Source organism: Ignavibacteria bacterium, assembly GCA_016873775.1.
Classification (GTDB): Bacteria; Bacteroidota; Ignavibacteria; order UBA10030; family F1-140-MAGs086; genus JAGXRH01.
In genome coordinates this window covers 1-18,529 of the sequence record VGWC01000001.1, presented here as the reverse complement: position 1 = coordinate 18,529, position 18,529 = coordinate 1, and the positions used below count along the sequence as shown (strand labels likewise).

Below are 18,529 nucleotides of genomic sequence, written 5' to 3'. Positions count from 1 at the left end.
TGAATTCTTCAACATTGGTTCATCATTTTAAATAGTTCGCGAATAGAGTTTCTTTCCCTCTGTTTCTTTTTTTAAGTATGCATCAAAAACCATTGCAATATTACGGAGAATAAAACGTCCCATTCCGATTATGCGAATTTCTTCTTCGTTGATTTTCACAAGTTCAGATTCCGTAAATTCTTCCAGCATTTCAAGCGATTCTGCAAAATATTCGTTGAACGAAATTCCAAATCGTTCTTCCATTTCTTGTTTATCCAGAACTAAATCGCACATTAATCGCATAATAGCGTACTTACGAACAATGTCGTCGCGCGTCATTCGGTAACCGACACTGATAGGAAATTTTCCCCGTTCTATTGCATCGAAGTATTCTTGCAATGTCTTACAATTTTGCGCATACGTAGTTCCAAAATGAGAAATGGAAGACATTCCAAATGCATACAAATCAGCATACGCGTTAGTCGAATATCCCTGAAAATTTCTGTGAAGTGTTCGTTCGTTTCGCGCGCGCGCAAGTTCATCTTCGGGTTTTGCAAAATGATCCATTCCAACATATTCGTATCCAGCGCCCGTTAGTTGTTCTATCGTAGTTTTCAGCAACGCAAGTTTTGTTTCCGCCGAAGGTAAATCTTCTGCGTGAATGAGTTTTTGATGTGGTTTCATCCAAGGAACATACGCAAAATTGAACACGGCAATTCTATTCGGCGCGTGGCGAATTATTTTTTTCAATGTGCTTAAAAATTGTTCCTCTGTTTGCAACGGTAATCCGTATATCAAATCTATGTTGATGCTGTCTATTCCAAGTTGATGCGCCCATGCAATCGTTTGCGTTGTTATTTCTTCTGGTTGTATTCTGTTGACGGTGCGTTGTACGTTTTCGTCAAAATCCTGCACTCCTAAACTGATGCGATTTACTCCTCCGTTGCGAAACGCCTGTAAATGTTCGTACGATAATCCTCGCGGGTCAATTTCTACACTAATTTCCGCGTTCGGCGCAAAGCGGAATTTTTCACCGATGAATGAAAACACATCTTCGATTTCTTTCGGTTCAAGGTACGATGGAGTTCCTCCGCCGAAGTGGAGTTGTACTACGCGCCGTCGCTTGTTGAGATATGGAACGATGTTTTCTATTTCTTTTTTCAATGCTGATATATAGCGTGTTATCTGTTGGCGATTGTTTGTTATTACTGTTGTGCAACCGCAAAAATAACATAACGTATCGCAAAAAGGAATATGAATATACAGTGACAACGGGGCGTAATTTTCATCATTATTTTTTATAATGTCAATTTCAAAAAGTTTCTCGTTGTATTCCACAGTAAAGATAGGAGCAGGAGGATAACTTGTATAGCGCGGCCCTGCTTTGTCGTACTTCTTTAGAAAATCAATATCTATTTGTGTAATAGGTTGTTCCATTCTTTCGGGTTTTATTATTTCGTAGCATCGTGCATTTCATAAAACAAAAAATGTGCCAATGATAAATATGTAAAAAAAGAAAATGAGTTCCTTATTTGATGTGAATAAATCACGCATCTTATTTATGGTTTCACAATTGAAAGCAAAAATCGGATACTTGTATCAGAAATGAGAAGTATCCGACTTGCTTTTTACTATTATTTATAATTGCGAAATAGAAAATTCCCCTACTTCATACCTGAAAGTTTGTGAACAAGTTCCAGTTTCGGGTCAAGTGCTATGGATAATTCTGCAACGGTTTTTCTCTGAAAGACCTCGAGAAGAATGGACTTTGCATCCTTCCATTGAAAATGAGCAGGACATGGATACTCGTCGCTGCATTTGGGAAAACCGAGAATGCAATTATCGAAAAATGTTTTTCCTTCAATAGCGCAAATAATATCGAACAGCGTTATTTCTTCCGCAGAGCGCCCTAAGAAAAATCCGCCGTTGATTCCTCTATGCGAAACGACTAAACCGTCGCGCACAAGATTTTGCAATACTTTACTGAGAAAATGATAAGGAATGTTGAGTTCAGTGGAAATATCGCGGAGTAAAATCGGCTGATTTTTTGCTTTGCGTGCAATATACAGCATTGATTGCAGTGCATATTCACAAGATTTACTAAATATTGTTGACATAAAAACCTCGAATTATTATTCAAATTATCTTATTACAATATTTATGCCATTTTCTTTTTTCCCATTTTGAAAGAAAAAAAGAAATCGTGTCGCATCTTCAATTCAAAATTGAAACCCTTATACTCTGCAACAGTATGGTTATTGAACGTTGATATTCGTTTCGTACGAGTTCATCTCGAACACAGGAAGTTCGGACACATATTGACTTGCGCCTAAACTCCGAAATAAATACGGTCCAAACGGACGAAAGAGCAAGCGTGTTTTTACATTCCATATTCCGGAAGAGAGAACTTTGAACTTGTAATTTGCCGTATGCCAAGCAAACGGAGGAATGGTTTTATTCACAACAGAATCAAGTTCGAATGCATTCGACGGGTGTCCATCTTTATACAGCGAACCGTTGAAAATGACCAAATCTTTATCTGCATTTGGAGCAATTGCACTGTTGTTATCCATCAAATCGCCGTTTGCATCGAAATGACCGGAACGATATACCGTGTCGCTTCCTTTGGAAACTGTTACTTCTATCCACATTTGTCTGTTGAAAAAAACCGACGTCGGCAAATTATGTCCCGTTTTGTCATTGATAATAGTAACTCCGATGTTTATGGAATCATTGAGATTGGCAGAAGAAGGAATATTTGCAGTAAGCGTCGCAGCATTTTTTAAAAGCGAATCAATAGCGGCACGTTGTTGCGGCTTATTCGGAAAATCGGTGATTGCAACATCTACGCCGATGAAATCGTGACGATGTAAATTTTCACGAATAGGTCCTCCGGTTGCTGCGCGACCTGTATAGGTTTTCATATGACAATCTTGACAATCAAATTCCGCCGACATTGCCCATTGACTATTTTGCCATTCGGTAAATGTCATTTCCAACGGGATACCATTCACTATCAAATCGTGACATTGACGACACGATTCTGAACGGTCTTGGGATGCGTCGTAACCGTTTTCGTGCGCGCCGGCAGGAACAGGATTTTTGAGCGTAGAATATTTTGTTTTCCCAGGTTTGATGTTGTAAAAGATATTTTGGTCAGTGGTTTTATGAGGCGGTAACAATGTATGACATACATCGCAGTTCACTCCTTCGCGAACGATTTCCGGTAATTTTGAAATATCAATCATTTTTGGCGATGTTTTTGTAAGAAATGCTATCGGTGAATGACATTGAAAACACCAGTCTTTCAATTTACCGTTCGTGCTTTGTTGAAGTGAATTTGCCGCAAGCATCCAAATCGGGTCGTTCGTTGCATAGCGATGCATCGAACCTTTCCATTCTTCGTAGTATTGTGGATGACACGTCGAACACGATTGCGAGGATTCAAAATCTGTGAGTTTATATTCGGACGGCGGCGGTTGTTGTGTGTTATCGTCTTTTCTACAACTGGAAAAAATTGCAAGAATAACAACAGAAATGATGAAGATAGTACGTTTCATAAAAACAAATAGTTGAATTTTTTTTAAAATCTGCGAAACAGAATTGTTTATTCAATCACCGAAATTCCCGTAGGAATTTTCCCGACTTCAATAACTTTGACAACTTGCGCCAGCGCATTATCTATAATACATACGTTGCCGACATACTCCGACAAATAACGCGGAAGATAACGATGATACGCATTTTCATTGGAAACAATCGTATATCCTCCATTCGGCGAAATGACGCAACCATGCGGATAATCGAAATTGGATGCGGATAGTATGGTATTCACATGGCGCGCGGCAATATGAATTTGTGAAACGGAATTTCCAACTCTATTGGTAACAACTATAGAACTTCCATCGCGCAAATATTGTAAATGCCACGGCTGAACACCAACGTGAAACGAATCCACAAGCGCGTGTGCAGAAGTGTTGAAAATTCGCACTTCATTCTTGGTGTCTTTCGAACAGGAAACAGCAAAAAAATTATCATCGGGAGAAATAGCAATTTCAATCGGTAAATAATTCGGCTGAACCGGATTTGCATCCCACGCAAGCGGAATATGTTCCAACACTTCATTCGTTGCAACGTCAACAACGGTTACATTATCCGACATCATATTGGCGCAATACAACCTTGTTCCCGAATGATTGATGCGTATTCCATGCGGCATTTTCCCAACGGTTAACGTATCTACGACAGTCATAGTACTCGTATTGATAACATACACTTTATTGATAGCCGAAGTCATAAATTGCGAAACATATAATTTGCTTCCGTCGGGTGTAAGCGTAAGCAATGCGGGAGAACCGGGAACATTTGCTTTTCCGACAACAAGCGTATCATTGTGCGTATCAAATTTCCACACTTGTTTGGCTCCTATAAGTGAAACATACCAAAAATCGCTTCGTGCAGTTACAAAATGCGGACCTTCATTTGTCGGCAATTCACCAACATTTACATAACGAATAACGCGCATACTATCCAAATCAATCACCGCTACGTTATCTTCGCCTTGATTGGGAACGTACAGTTTGTTTGTAGAATTAGTGAACGGTATTTCGTTCGCGTCGTTGCTTGCGCCTTCGTTTATCCAACGTTTTAGAAAATTTATTTCTGCTGTTGTTAATTTCTTTTCTACTGCTCGATGATTTTTTCTCAATGAAGTTCCATCGAATAAATACGTAAGCAAACTTTTATCCGCTCGAAACGGAATTACTACTTCGCCAATCGAAGAACCGTGAACAACTCCACTCCACGATGCAAGTGATAATCCCGCGCTTTTCGTCGCCGAAGAATGACATCCCGACGTAGCGCATTTATCATTGAACAACGCCTGCACATGTTTTGTGTATTTAATCGTATCAATGTTTCCGTAATCTATTGGAGGCGTTATGTTATTATCATCTTTCTTACACGATGGAATCGTTATTGTTAGAAAAACAATGAAAAGAATAATTGAAGTACGTCGCATTTGTATAGAAGTTTATAATTTAAATAATCAGATATTCAATTGTCAAAACAAATTTTATGCCAAGTTCAAAGTGTGCATCAAGAAAAAAAACAAAAAAAGTACCGTAAAATTTCATAATTCTTCACTGAATAATCAAGAAATATAAGATGCGTTCAACAGATAAAGTATTATTACGAATTTATATTCTCATTCGTGCAATAGAAAAAAGCGTTTGATTTCAGTAATGAAAAAAAGCAAACGTATTTTCTTCCTTTGCTTTTGGAAAATTTCTGTTTCAAGAGTTTAGAAATTCAGTTCTTGTCCCAAAATATTTTTCTTTCCGTTGATGTGTTTAACTTTGTCAATAATTCTCCCTGTATTATCAACAATTCCGGTATGACAACTTCCGCAGTTTTGTATCGTAGATGGAATATGTCCAACGGGCGGTAAATTATGACATGTTCCACACGCGGCTTGAGAATTTCCATCCGTCCATTTCGGAGAAAAAATATTACCCAACATTACCGTATCAGTATAACCGAATTGAAATGTAGAAGTTGCTTTCCGCGCAACAAAATCGCCGTGACAATAAACATTGCTACATTTATTAGTCGCGGAATCATACGTCGGATTCGGAATATGTAATCCGTTTGCAGTTACTATTCCTGAAAGCGTATCAAGAAACTTCACCTCGGCAATATTATCGCCGTCAAGATGATATTGACTGGAAACTGCATCAGGAACTGAATGACATTCCGAACAACGAATCGCCGTCGCAACCGAATCTGCAAGGAGATGACGACGATGCGCGCCAACTCCAGCAACTGTTGTAGAAGTATCTCCGTTGATTGCCCGCGGAGGCGCAAAGGAAATTATATCAGTTTCCATTGCGCGGAAATCACCATGACACGTGTTGCACGCTTCGGGTGTTTTTTGCATTCCCATAAAATCTTCGTGGCATCCAACATTTGAACAACTCACATTGGCGCGACTTCCTCCCATATATGAAACGCCATGACACGATTGACATTTTTCCAGTTGCCAATTATTTTCTCGTAAATATGTTCCATGAAATTTTTCACTCGTACGAAATCCGACAAATGTTGTATCCCACATTTCCGAATGTGGAAATGTATGACATTTGTAACACGATACGTTACTCTTTCCACCTTCAAAATTTTTTGCGTGACATTGTTCGCAACTCGAAAGTTTCCAATGTTTCGACTTCAAAAATTTTCCGTGAAAATCCGCTTTCGTTGTATCGTTCCAACTTGGTAAATGAATTTGCGAACCGCTTTGCACCTGAGATGGCAAATCGTCTTTCAATTTGGTGCATCCCGAAAAAAGAACTGCCAAAACAATTCCAGCACTTCTTACAATCTCTTTTCTGTAACGTGAAAATTTCTTTGCAATCATTTTTTTAACTCCTTATTGATGACACATTGCACAAAGTGGTTCTTTGCCGTCAACATCATGGCAACTCATACAACTTTCAATATCGCGGCGCGCAAGTTCTTTATGTCTTCCGCCATCTGTGCCCGGAAGCGTGGCAAACCCTGCAGAAAAATGCGACTCCGGTTTAATTTTTTGCAGCGTAACGTTACCCCCCGCGTCGTGGCATTCGTTGCAGAATGTTTTTTGGTCGTGACACGAAGAACAATCAAGAAATCGTGAACGCGCGTCAATTCCATGCGAAAAACGATAATTCAACTCGTGAACATTTTGCAATCGTAATTGTTTGGGAGAATCGTTCACAGAGGTTTTCGATGAAGGTTCCGTCATCAAATCGCGTTTTGTTCCGAACGATTTCAATTCCGTTCCTGCGTGACAGTCTTCGCAAAAGTTTTCCGCGTGACACGTTGCGCACAGCGCATCACCTTCGCCGACTCGAGAATATTTTTTATGCTCTTTTTTGAAATCTGCGATGCGGTGATTTTCCGGAAACAAACTCACAAAATCCGTATGACACGATTCGCAATTTCTTGAAACGTTTTTCTTCTCGTGGCAATTCATACATAATGTCATTGCTGGCATATTCGAACCCGAGGCATACATCACTGTTTCAAAACCTTCGTGACACGTTTCGCACACAATACTGTTTTTTGTAAAATGAAGTTCGTGGGAAAAAATTATTTCACGTTCCTTCGGTTGCATCGGAACAATCTCTTCGGGATTGGTATGACAAAATGCGCAATCATTGGAAATCTGTTCTTCGTGACAAGTAGTGCAACTCTCGTGATTCGCCATTAACTTATCGGAAGAACGTTTGCTTTCTTTCGCAATGGTGTGGCAATCGGCGCACGCAATATTTTGTTCGCTGAAATGTTTCTGATGCGAAAATTTTATATACTGTGAATTGTCATCATTATTTAAACCCGATGCCGGTTCTTTCATTGCAACGGAAATAACAAACGTAACAACAAGTAAAACAGCAAAGTACAAATATCGTTGTATCATATTATTATTCCTGTGCAGAAAAAAAATTGAGATGTTCATAAAACCAATAATTGATTTTGAAAAGAAATCGAATATCGCTGTTCACAACGGGATTATTCAGTATTTGCACTTGCGCATCAAAAGAAAGAGACGGGAAAGGACGAATCACCGCGCCGAATATTCCGGCGAACATTTTTTTTTGCGTTCCATTTTCTTCCAGTGTATATGCCGCGTACGAAATTCCGAGCGATGGAATAAATGTTCGTTCAAGCATCGAATATGTTCCTTGTAGTGAAAAAGAATTTTTTGTTCCCGCATATCCTCCGTTGCTGGAAAACGATGCGTTCACATAATTGCAAACATATCCAACGGAAATGCGGTTGCTGTTCTCGTCAGTAAATTTCACGAAGGCAAATTTCCCGTACAAACGTCGGTTGGGTGTTAGTTTGTATTCAACGCCGCCTTCGTATTCTCTTACCGTATTGACGGGAAACATTGCAAAGAATGAATTGTACGGAATGCGCGGCTTTCTGAAATTGAATTCTGCAGTAACGGAAAGTTGCTCTGTCGCATCGTAGCGCATTCCATATTGAAATCGTAACGTGCGTTTCATATTCATATCGTAATCATATCGCAGATATTCCGAATATGCACCGCTTGCATGCGACATATCAAAACTTGCCGCTTGCTGATAACGAAATGAAGGTTCCGCAAGAATATTAACGAGATTGTACAGAGAATCGGTTTGTTGCGAAGTATAATTCTTTCTCTGAACATTTTTGTTCACGTAACTTACGCTCACGCGCATATCTTCGATGAGTGTTGAAACAATTTGACCGCCGATGACAAAATTTTTATCCAAATCGCTGAACGTTTTTGAAGAAAGAGAAGAAGGAACGTTTGCACCACCGTACAGCGCAAACGAATAATATTCACTGACGTTTGCTTTCATCATTGCACCATCAACAATGCCGTTTCCGACTCCTGCAAAATACGGAATCCGACCGAGTTTGATGTCCGCAACATTGGCAATATTTTTGTATTTCAGAAACAGATTATTGATGCGCACACTTCCGTCGTCGCCGAAATTCTTTGCAGAACTTCCTGCGCCGATAAAATATGAATGAAGCGAAATATCGTTCTGCGCAACATCCAATTGCGCCGTTTGATATGCGCGGAGAATTGTTTGTGAAACGTTCACCGTGTCAAATTTTTCCCATGCATAGAACGAAGTGGAAAACCTTCCGTTGATGCTCTGAGAAAATACAGACGTTGAAAATGCAAACGCTATAACATACAGAAAAAGATGTTTCGATAGTATCGTTGAATTCATAGCGAAAAAAATTTTCAAAAATATAGAAAAAAGAATCCGCGAGTATTTATACATCGCTGAACAGTTGTTTAAAGCAAACTCTATGCCAAAAAATCGAAAATATCGGATCGTGTTGGATTTCAATCCTACATCTCGTAACCAAACGTATGTACTACTTCAACACCACAAATTTTTTACTCGTCGAATTCGTACCCACCGTAAGTTGATAAAAGTATATCCCGCTTGTCAACGTCGTTGCGTCCAATTCTATTTCGTGTTCCCCTTCATCCATAATTCTGCTGTGTATCAACGTAGCAACTTCTTGACCAAGTATGTTGTAAATTTTCAGCGTAACAACACTCTTCACGAATAAGGAATATCGAATCACGGTTCGCGGATTAAAAGGATTGGGATAGTTCTGCGACAGCGAAAATGCGTTGTTCAAAAATACATTCGCTCCTTCATCTCGTATATTCGTTGGCGATTGAAATTTGTAAATTCTTCCATTAAATGCGCAAAGATATAACTCCCTGTTTTCATCTTCGCCGAAGGAAGAAATATTATACGGAGAATCCAACAACAATCCTTCTTCGGTAATGACAGAACCATTGTATCGTAAAAACCAAATTTTTCCGTTCACATAATCCGCATAAATGTATGCGCCGATAAGTTCCGTAACCGAAGTTCCACGATACACAAAACCACCGGTAATAGATTGTCCATCGGCGTGCGGATATTCTTTTATCGGCATTGTGTACAACGAACTGTTGCCGCAATTTGTTGTATTGTATGTATGATTCCCTTCGTAACAGCGCCATCCGTAATTTTTTCCTTTCTGAAGAATATCAATTTCTTCCCACGCATTTTGTCCCACATCGGCGCAATACCAAAAATTAGTAACGTGGTCAAAACAAAAACGCCACGGATTTCGCATTCCCAATGTCCAAATTTCCTTTCGCGCATTTGCAGAATCTACAAATGGATTATCCGATGGAATAGAATAATGAAGCGGCGCGCTTGCAGAATCAATATTGATGCGCAACATTTTCCCGAGAAGCGATTGTAAATTCTGTGCGTTGTTTTGTGGGTCTCCACCGCTCCCTCCGTCTCCCATTCCGATATACAAATATCCATCGGGACCAAAAAGATTTTGTCCGCCATTATGATTGCTGTACGGTTGATTGATTTCCAAAATTTTATATTCACTTGCAGTATCCGCGACGGTGCTATCATTTGCGCTGATTGTAAAACGGGAAATAACTGTTCGCATCGGATTTCCTGCAGTGTAATTCACAAAGAAAAATTTGTTCTGCGAAACATTCGGATGAAATGCAACACTTAGTAAGCCCATTTCATTTCCGCTGTCATCAACGCGAGAACGAATATCGAGAAATAATTTTTTTGTGCGCACTGTATCGCTACTTTGAAACGACCAAATTCTTCCCGCTTGTTCTACTACAAACACACGCTCGCTGTTATCGTTTGCGTGCGTAAGATAAACGGGACGAGTAAATGCGGAAATATTCGGGAACGCATCGGTGAGCAATACAGAGTATTTTTTTTGAGTTGAGTTTTGTGAAAATGCAACTGCGCTGTAAATAAAAAAAAGAGGAAATAGAAATTGTAATATGTTCATACGGAAAAATTTGTTGTTGTTGAATAAAAAGCGAGGTGAAGATACTTCATTATTGAAAGTTTTTCAAAAATTGCAACGAAAATTTTATTACGAAGTAATGGGTTTCAGGATTTAGCACACAAAAAAGCACAACTCATTATAGAAGCATAAAAATTTTTATATCAAGGATAATGAGAAATCCTTTCAATTCTTTTACAATTTCGTTCTCCCAGTTTTTTCACTCTTTCCAAAGTGGTATATTTTCCGCACAAAAAATTGATTTATCTTGAATAAACTTATACAAAAACTCTCTCCGCATTTTTCTGCACAGCAACTCGATTCGCATTATCAAAAAACGATTTTGGAAAACGGTATTCGCGTTGTAACGGAGGAAATTCCTTGGGTTCATTCCGCTTCGCTTGGCGTGTGGTTTGATGTCGGTTCGCGTGATGAACATAATTCCAACAGCGGCATTGCGCATTTTCTCGAACACATGGTGTTCAAAGGAACGAAGAATTATTCCATCAAAGAAATTTCGCAAAGTATGGAATCGCTCGGCGGATATTTGAATGCGTTCACGACGAAAGAACAAACGTGTTTTCTTGCGAGAATGTTGGACGAGCATATTGAAAAAGCGATTGCCGTGATTGCGGATTTGGTTCAGCGCGCGACGTTTCCCGAAAAAGAATTGGTGAAAGAAAAATTTGTCGTGCTCGAAGAATTGAAAGATGCCGAAGACGACAGCGAAGATTTTATTCACGAACTGCTCGAGAAGGAATTATTTCCCCATCATCAACTTGGCGTGCCGGTAATTGGCACAATGGAAAGCGTGAAAAATTTTTCGCGTGAGAAATTGATTTCGTTTGCGAGAGAACATTACGTTCCGTCGAAAATGGTAATTGCCGCCGCGGGAAATTTGAAACATAGTGAACTCGTTCTGCTTGCGAGAAAATATTTTGATACAGAATTTTCAACAAAACATTTAGCAAAAAGAATTTCTCCGATAACAAAATCAAAAGCGAAAACACAAATTCTCGAACGACCGATTCAGCAAGCGCATATTTGTACGGGAACAACGACGTTCAGCGTTCATCACCCGTTGCGATATTCGTTGCTCGTTTTGCACACGTTGCTCGGCGATGGAATGAGTTCACGCTTGTTTCAAAACATTCGTGAAAAATATGGACTTGCGTACACGGTGTATTCGTTTCTCAATTTTATGAGCGATGTGAGTACGTTTGGCGTGTATATCGGAACCGATGCGGAAAAAATGGAAAACGCGCGCGAGTTAGTGCAAAAAGAATTGGAAAAATTTGCGACGAAACCGATTTCCAAACAAGAACTAACGCGAACAAAATCGCAACTCAAAGGAACGATGATGTTGAGTTTGGAAAGTATGAGCAACAGAATGATGCGACTCGGAAGCGATGAACTGTATTTCGGCGCGCAAACTCCGCTTGATACAATTCGCAAACGCATTGATGAAGTTACGGTAGAAAGTGTTTTAGAAACAGCGCAAAAAGTAATTGATATAAAAAAGTTTTCGACGGTGGTGATGAAACCGGGGAAATAATTTTCACGCAAAGACGCAGAGTCGCAAAAGAGAATTTACTTTGCATCTTGGCGACTTTGCGAGAGAAAAAAATGAAACAAGAAGTAAAAAAAATTTTGAATGCAAGTAAGAGAAAATAAATTTAACTGACCGAATGAACATCACTATTACCATTGACGGACAACAACTCGAAACGGATTCGTCAAAAACAATTATACAAGCCGCGCGCGATAACGGAATTGCGATTCCGAATTTTTGCTGGCATCCCGCATTATCTATTGCAGGCAATTGCAGAATTTGTCTTGTAGATTCCGGATTGCCGAAGAAAACGCGTGAAGGACAAATCGAACGCGACGCAAACGGGAATCCGATAATTATGTACGCGCCGAAATTGCAAATCGCTTGTCAAACATTGGCGGCAGACGGAATGGTTGTGCAAACGAATTCGCCGAAAGTAATCAACGCGCGTGAAGCGGTGATGGAATTTTTGCTCATCAATCATCCGCTCGATTGTCCGATTTGTGATGAAGCCGGCGAATGTAAACTGCAAGAATACGCATATAAACACAGCGTCGGATACAGCAGATTTGAATTTGAAAAAGTTCGCAAACCAAAGCGCGTGGATATCGGACCAAACGTTATGCTCGATACGGAACGCTGCATTATGTGTTCCCGCTGCGTTCGTTTCTGCGATGAAGTTGCGAAAGAACCATCGCTCACGTTCACCAATCGCGGCGACCGCGTTGAGCTCACAACATTTCCCGGAACTTCGCTCGACAATAATTATTCGATGAACACGATTGATTTGTGTCCCGTTGGCGCGTTGACGAGTAAAGATTTTCGTTTCAAAGCACGTGTGTGGGAAATGTCGTTCACGGAAAGCGTGTGCGTTGGATGTTCGCGCGGATGCAACACAACCATCGGCGTTCGCAACAATGAAATTCTTCGCTTGACTCCGCGCTTCAATGATGGTGTGAACGATTATTGGATGTGCGACAACGGACGATTGAACTCGTTCAAAAATGTCAATGCCGAAACTCGTATCAAAGCGCCAATGATTCGCCGCGAAGGAAAACTTGTCGAAGTCGGTTGGGATGAAGCAATGGCAAAAGTTGCATCGGAGTTGCGGCGATTTCAGAAAAATGAAATTGCGGTGTTTGGTTCTTCGTTTGGTACGAATGAAGATAATTTTCTTCTGCAAAAATTTGCGAAACAAATTTTGGAAACGAAGAACATTGATTTCTTTCAGCACATAAAAGAAAACGACGAAGACAATTTATTGATTCGCGCAGATAAAACGCCGAATAGTTTCGGAACAAAAGAAGTTGGCGTTGGAAATGGAAATGCGAATGATATTTTGAAATCAATAGCAAACGGAACAATCAAAGCGTTGTACGTTCTTGAAGATAACATTGCGGAAATTCCCGATGTTGCAAATGCGCTTTCAAAATTAGATTTTCTCGTTGTTCATTCATCGAATCATAACGAAACGACAAAACTCGCCGATGTCGTTTTTTCTGCATCAACGTATGCAGAGAAAAATGGAACGTTCACAAACTTTGAAGGAAACGTGCAGCGCATTCGTCCTGCAGTTGCAACGCTGGAACACGAACGCGCGCTCGATGGATTTGCGATGAGCCGTTTGGATAAATTCGGTTCGCAATTCGATAGATGGATGAAAGGCGAAAAACGCGACGCTCGTCCTTCATGGAAAATTATTTGCGGCGTTGCCAATGCGATGAACGCGAAGTGGAAATACAATTCCGCCGAAGATGTGTTCAAAGAAATTGCGAACTCGATTCCATCATTTAGCGGAATGAGTTATTTTAAGTTGGGAAATAAGGGGAAGAAATTAGGAAAATCTGTTGCAGAAAAAGTAACTGCTTGAAATTACAAATGACAAATTTCAATTTTACTACTTTGAAACAATGAATAGAACACTGATGACACGGATGCAACAGATATTAACGGATAAAAATCCGTGTTCAATCAGTCATATCCGCGTTATCAGTGTTCTATTTTTTCATTTTGTCATTTGATTTTTGAACTTTAGATTTTTAAAACTCTATGTTAGAATTATTAATCATCTCCACCATCAAAATCGCCGTAATGCTCATCGTGCTGCTTACCACTGCGGCATATTTAGTATTAGCAGAACGACGTATCAGCGCGGCAGTTCAAGATCGCATTGGTCCAAATCGCGTTGGCTGGCAAGGATTTTTGCAACCTCTCGCCGATTTGGTCAAACTCGTAACGAAAGAAGAAATCGTTCCGAAAGCGGCAAACAAATTTCTTCACGGCCTTGCACCGATTATTTCCGTGTTCATCGCACTTTCAACATTCGCTGTCGTTCCATTCGGCAACACGATTGAACTTTTCGGACGAACAATCAAACTACAAATAGCCGACGTGAACATTGGCGTTCTCTACATTCTTGCGCTCGCTTCGATTGGTGTTTATGGACTTACGCTCAGCGGTTGGTCGTCGAACAATAAATATTCGCTGCTTGGCGGAATGCGTTCTTCGGCGCAAATGATTTCATACGAACTTTCGATGGGACTTTCGATTATCGGCGTGGTGATGCTTGCCGGTTCGCTGCAACTCGATAAAATTGTCGAAGCGCAAAATGGATTGCGTTGGAATATTTTTTTGCAGCCGATTGGTTTCATCACGTTTCTCGTTGCGTCGTTTGCGGAAACCAATCGCACGCCGTTTGATTTGCCCGAAGCGGAACCGGAACTCGTCGGCGGTTATCACACGGAATATTCCGGTTTGAAATTCGGTTTGTTTTTTCTCGCCGAGTATTGCAATATGGTTGTCTCCAGCGCAGTGATTACCACGCTCTATCTCGGCGGTTGGCAATTTCCGTACGTTGAAACATTTGGCTTTTCTCCACTCGTTGTGAGTTTGATGCAAGTGGGAGCGTTTGCGGTGAAAGTTGCCGCGATATTATTTTTCTTTATTCTCGTGCGCTGGACTGTTCCGCGTTTTCGTTACGACCAACTAATGAATCTCGGCTGGAAAGTGATGCTTCCGCTTGCGTTGGCGAATATTGTGGTTACGGGAATGTTCCTTTTAATTTGAGATGTGAGATTTGTAATATTAGTAATTTTATATTTTACATTTTAGATTGAAGTAATTTGTCATTCGTAATTAGTGATTCGTAGTTTGTTGAAACGAATATCGAATTGAAAAAAATCAAGCTAAGTGTCATTGCGAGGACTCTGAACAAAGTGAAGAAGACGAAGCAATCTTCTCAATGAACCGTTGATTAAATCGTAGAGAAATAATTTTTATGAAACAGAAAACCTTAGTAGCAACCGAACGTACAACCATTCTTAACCTTATCACCTTATTCGAGAATAATGTGATAAAGTTAGAAAACTCTATGGCATTTAATGTTATGAAGGTTTGTAGAAACGAGAGAAGATTTTTCTCTAAAACTTTTTCAATGTAACTTATGACAACAAAAATTTTTTTATTCAAAATGAAGAAATAAAAATAATCATTCTGGAAGATTATTTGTGAGAAAAAATTTTTCCATTTGCGTTCTCTGCGGTTTAAAAGCATTGTTGTTTAACCGCAAAGTAAAGCGCAATGGAACGCAGAAAAAAAATTTAACACAAAGTTTCCATTATTTTTTAACAACAATATCATCAACTAACATAGAAAGGCAACTATCATGAAACCCATATTTGCAATTTTGTTTTTAATATGCTTGAACCACAATTGCAAAGAGATGCAAGTTAATCAGCAAAAAACTTATATCATTCAAACGGATTTAGAGAACGATTACGATTCTGATTTTGTAATTGAGAAAATAAATGGGGAAACTATTTTTTCAGGGGAAATTACAACTGATTACACAATCTCGCTTGCAAAGATGAACAAAGTAAGTAAGGCTCCCGGTCAATATTCTCTTTCGGTTGAAATCCCACACTCTTCGGCAAAAGCAGAAACAACTTTTATTCACACGGAAAAAGATGTTTATATAGGAATTAAATATTCTCGGAACGATAGGAAATTATTCTTTCATTTTTCTTACACCCCAACAATTCGCGACTAGTATTTTTTTAACAAATAGATAAACCGCTATGCACAACTCACTCTCAAAACTTTCCCGAGCAATTTTATTTTTTGCTCTATACTCTACGCTCTTCGCTCTTTGCTCTCCGCTTCACGCACAAACAAAACGCGCGATGGAGATTGAAGATTTGTTTCGCGCAAAACGTGTCAGCGACCCGCAAATTTCTCCCGATGGGAAATGGATTGCGTACGTCGTTGCCAACGTGAACAAAGAAGCGAACAATTCCAACAGCGACATTTGGCTTATTCCATCGAACGGTGGTGAATCGCGGCAACTTACGTTTTCTCCGAAAGGTGATAACAATCCGCGTTGGTCTCCTGATGGAAAAATGCTTTCGTTTGTTTCCACCCGCAGCGGAATGCCGCAAATTTATGTGCTGAGTTTAAGCGGCGGGGAAGCAAAACAACTCACCACAATTTCTACCGGAGCATCGCAGCAAACATTTTCTCCCGATGGAAAATGGCTTGCGTATATTTCTTCCGTCTATCCGCAATTTTCCGAATTGCCATTCAAAGAAAGCGACAAGAAAAATGCCGAGCGCGACGAAGCAACGGAAAAAAGCAAAGTGAAAGCAATGGTATTCGACCAACTCTTGTATCGCCATTGGGATTCGTGGACGGAATTTAAACGAATGCATATTTTTGTTCAACCGATTACCGGCGGAGAGCCAAAAGATTTAACGCCGGGAAATCGCGATGCCGTTCCGAACTCTTCAACATTTTCTGCCGGCGATGATTATGCGTGGTCTCCCGATGGAAAAGAAATTGCATACACTGCAACACCGGCAAATGTTCGTGAAGAAGCGTGGGTTACTAATCACGACGTTTATACGGTGAACGTAACAACAGGTGAGCGAAAAAATCTTACGGAAAAAAACCTCGCTGCCGATGGTTTTCCGCGTTACTCTCCCGATGGAAAATATATTGCGTATCGCGCGCAACGTACTCCGATGTTTGAAGCGGATAAGTGGGAGTTGTTTCTTTTCGATAGAAAGGATAATTCTTCAAAAAGTTTGACAGAAAAATGGGATTATGTTGTCGGCGCGTTTGCATGGTCGGGTGATTCGAAAAAACTTTTCTTTCCCGCGGAGGATAAAGCGGAAGAGCCGTTGTGGTCTGTTTCTATCGAAGGTGAAACGCCGAAACAAATTGTAACAAAAGGTGTGATTTCTGCTTTTTCTATCTCGGGTAATGGAATGTTAGCATACACACGCGCAACAATGATGAAACCCGCAGATGTATATTCATCAAAATCCGATGGGAAAAATGAGGTGAAGATTACTACAATGAATGATGAACTCTTTTCCGGAATTGAAATGAATGCGCCGGAAAATATTTGGTGGGATGGTGCAAAACAAAAAGTTCAAGCGTGGCTTGTGCAACCGCCGAAGTTCGATTCGAATAAAAAATATCCGCTTGTATATTTAGTTCACGGTGGACCGCAAGGTGCGTGGATGAACGGTTGGTCGTATCGCTGGAATCCGCAACTTTGGGCGGCGCAAGGTTATGTTGTCGTGTGTCCCAATCCAACAGGAAGCACGGGTTTTGGACAACAGTTCACGAACGATATTTCGCACGATTGGGGAGGAAAAGTGTACACCGATTTGATTAACGGGGTTGATTATGTTACGAAAAAATATTCTTTCATTGATGGTAATAACATGGCGGCAGCGGGAGCGAGTTACGGCGGATATATGATGAATTGGTTTCAAGGACACACGAAGAAATTTAAAACACTCGTAACGCATTGCGGTGTGTACAATTTCTTTTCGATGTACGGAACAACGGAAGAAGTGTGGTTTGATGAATGGGAACACGGTGGAACTCCGTGGGAGAAAAAAGACGAGTACGAAAAATTCTCTCCGCATAACTTTGCAGGAAATTTTACAACGCCGAATCTTATCATTCACAACGCGCTTGATTTCCGAGTTCCTGTTTCAGAGGGAATGCAATTATTTACCGCATTACAACGACAAAATGTTCCATCAAAATTTCTTTACTTTCCCGATGAAGGACATTGGGTTTTAAAACCGCTTAACAGCGAATATTGGCATCAGCAAGTGTTTGGCTGGTTGAAAGATTATTTAAAGTAGTATGTTAGTATTTGTTTCGTAATAGAACACGGATTACGCTGATGCAACTGATTTTCACGGAAAAAAATCTGTGATATATCCGTTCAACCCGTGTTATCTGTGTTCTATTTTATTCATCTTAGTTAAGTAATAAAAAAAAATAGTAAATGCTTACACAAACTCAAATCAAAAATCAAGAACTTCTTCGTTGGGTCGAAGAAGCGCAAAAACTTTGCAAACCACAATCTATTCACTGGTGCGATGGCTCGGAAGAAGAATACAAATCTCTTTGCGAACAACTTATCGCATCAGGAACGTTTATCAAACTCAATCCGGAAAAACGACCGAATTGTTTTCTGGCTCGCTCCGATGTCGGTGATGTCGCGCGCGTAGAGGACAGAACATACATTTGTTCGTTGCGAAAACAAGATGCAGGACCAATGAACAATTGGGTTCCACCAAAAGAAATGAAAGAAAA

General features: G+C 40.1%; 13 protein-coding genes and 1 pseudogene. 6 read left to right on the top strand and 8 right to left on the bottom strand.

Annotated features, from left to right (window positions below; translation table 11 throughout):
• Window positions 1-27 precede the first annotated feature (27 nt).
• The 8 genes and pseudogenes from hemN to FJ218_00035 all read right to left on the bottom strand — a co-directional run bounded on the left by hemN (window position 28) and on the right by FJ218_00035 (window position 10,362).
• Window positions 28-1,404 (bottom strand): oxygen-independent coproporphyrinogen III oxidase, encoded by a 1,377-nt coding sequence (hemN, locus tag FJ218_00070; protein ID MBM4165318.1) that lies wholly within the window; start codon window positions 1,402-1,404, stop codon window positions 28-30.
• Between the two features lie 239 nt (window positions 1,405-1,643).
• Window positions 1,644-2,096, bottom strand: coding sequence for an Rrf2 family transcriptional regulator (locus tag FJ218_00065; protein ID MBM4165317.1), 453 nt, complete (start codon window positions 2,094-2,096; stop codon window positions 1,644-1,646).
• A 138-nt stretch (window positions 2,097-2,234) separates the two neighbouring features.
• Entirely contained in the window at window positions 2,235-3,539 is a 1,305-nt protein-coding gene (locus FJ218_00060) for a hypothetical protein (protein MBM4165316.1), read from the bottom strand.
• 47 nt (window positions 3,540-3,586) lie between these two features.
• The gene (locus FJ218_00055; GenBank protein MBM4165315.1) at window positions 3,587-4,999 is read right to left on the bottom strand and encodes a hypothetical protein; all 1,413 of its coding nucleotides are present in this window, start codon (window positions 4,997-4,999) and stop codon (window positions 3,587-3,589) included.
• A gap of 282 nt (window positions 5,000-5,281) precedes the next feature.
• Window positions 5,282-6,394: a CxxxxCH/CxxCH domain-containing protein gene (locus FJ218_00050; GenBank protein ID MBM4165314.1), complete on the bottom strand. Its 1,113-nt coding sequence runs from the start codon at window positions 6,392-6,394 to the stop codon at window positions 5,282-5,284.
• Window positions 6,395-6,406: 12 nt separating this feature from the next.
• Window positions 6,407-7,474, bottom strand: coding sequence for a cytochrome c3 family protein (locus FJ218_00045; GenBank protein ID MBM4165313.1), 1,068 nt, complete (start codon window positions 7,472-7,474; stop codon window positions 6,407-6,409).
• The gene (locus tag FJ218_00040; GenBank protein MBM4165312.1) at window positions 7,440-8,747 is read right to left on the bottom strand and encodes a hypothetical protein; all 1,308 of its coding nucleotides are present in this window, start codon (window positions 8,745-8,747) and stop codon (window positions 7,440-7,442) included. Before FJ218_00040 ends, FJ218_00045 begins: the two co-directional genes overlap by 35 nt.
• A gap of 463 nt (window positions 8,748-9,210) precedes the next feature.
• Window positions 9,211-10,362 (bottom strand): annotated as a pseudogene (locus FJ218_00035) (PQQ-dependent sugar dehydrogenase).
• Between the two features lie 265 nt (window positions 10,363-10,627).
• Here FJ218_00035 and FJ218_00030 point away from each other — a divergent pair.
• The 6 genes from FJ218_00030 to FJ218_00005 all read left to right on the top strand — a co-directional run.
• On the top strand, window positions 10,628-11,914 hold the full coding sequence (locus tag FJ218_00030) for an insulinase family protein (GenBank protein MBM4165311.1): 1,287 nt from the start codon (window positions 10,628-10,630) through the stop codon (window positions 11,912-11,914).
• Window positions 11,915-12,047: 133 nt separating this feature from the next.
• Window positions 12,048-13,781, top strand: coding sequence for an NADH-quinone oxidoreductase subunit G (locus FJ218_00025; protein MBM4165310.1), 1,734 nt, complete (start codon window positions 12,048-12,050; stop codon window positions 13,779-13,781).
• A 179-nt stretch (window positions 13,782-13,960) separates the two neighbouring features.
• Complete coding sequence (nuoH, locus tag FJ218_00020) at window positions 13,961-14,977, top strand: NADH-quinone oxidoreductase subunit NuoH (protein ID MBM4165309.1); 1,017 nt, start codon at window positions 13,961-13,963, stop codon at window positions 14,975-14,977.
• A 655-nt stretch (window positions 14,978-15,632) separates the two neighbouring features.
• Entirely contained in the window at window positions 15,633-15,959 is a 327-nt protein-coding gene (locus FJ218_00015; protein MBM4165308.1) for a hypothetical protein, read from the top strand.
• 28 nt (window positions 15,960-15,987) lie between these two features.
• Window positions 15,988-18,072, top strand: a complete 2,085-nt coding sequence (locus FJ218_00010) for a S9 family peptidase (protein MBM4165307.1) — start codon at window positions 15,988-15,990, stop codon at window positions 18,070-18,072.
• A 146-nt stretch (window positions 18,073-18,218) separates the two neighbouring features.
• A partial coding sequence (locus FJ218_00005) for a phosphoenolpyruvate carboxykinase (GTP) (GenBank protein MBM4165306.1) occupies window positions 18,219-18,529 on the top strand: 311 nt, incomplete at its 3' end.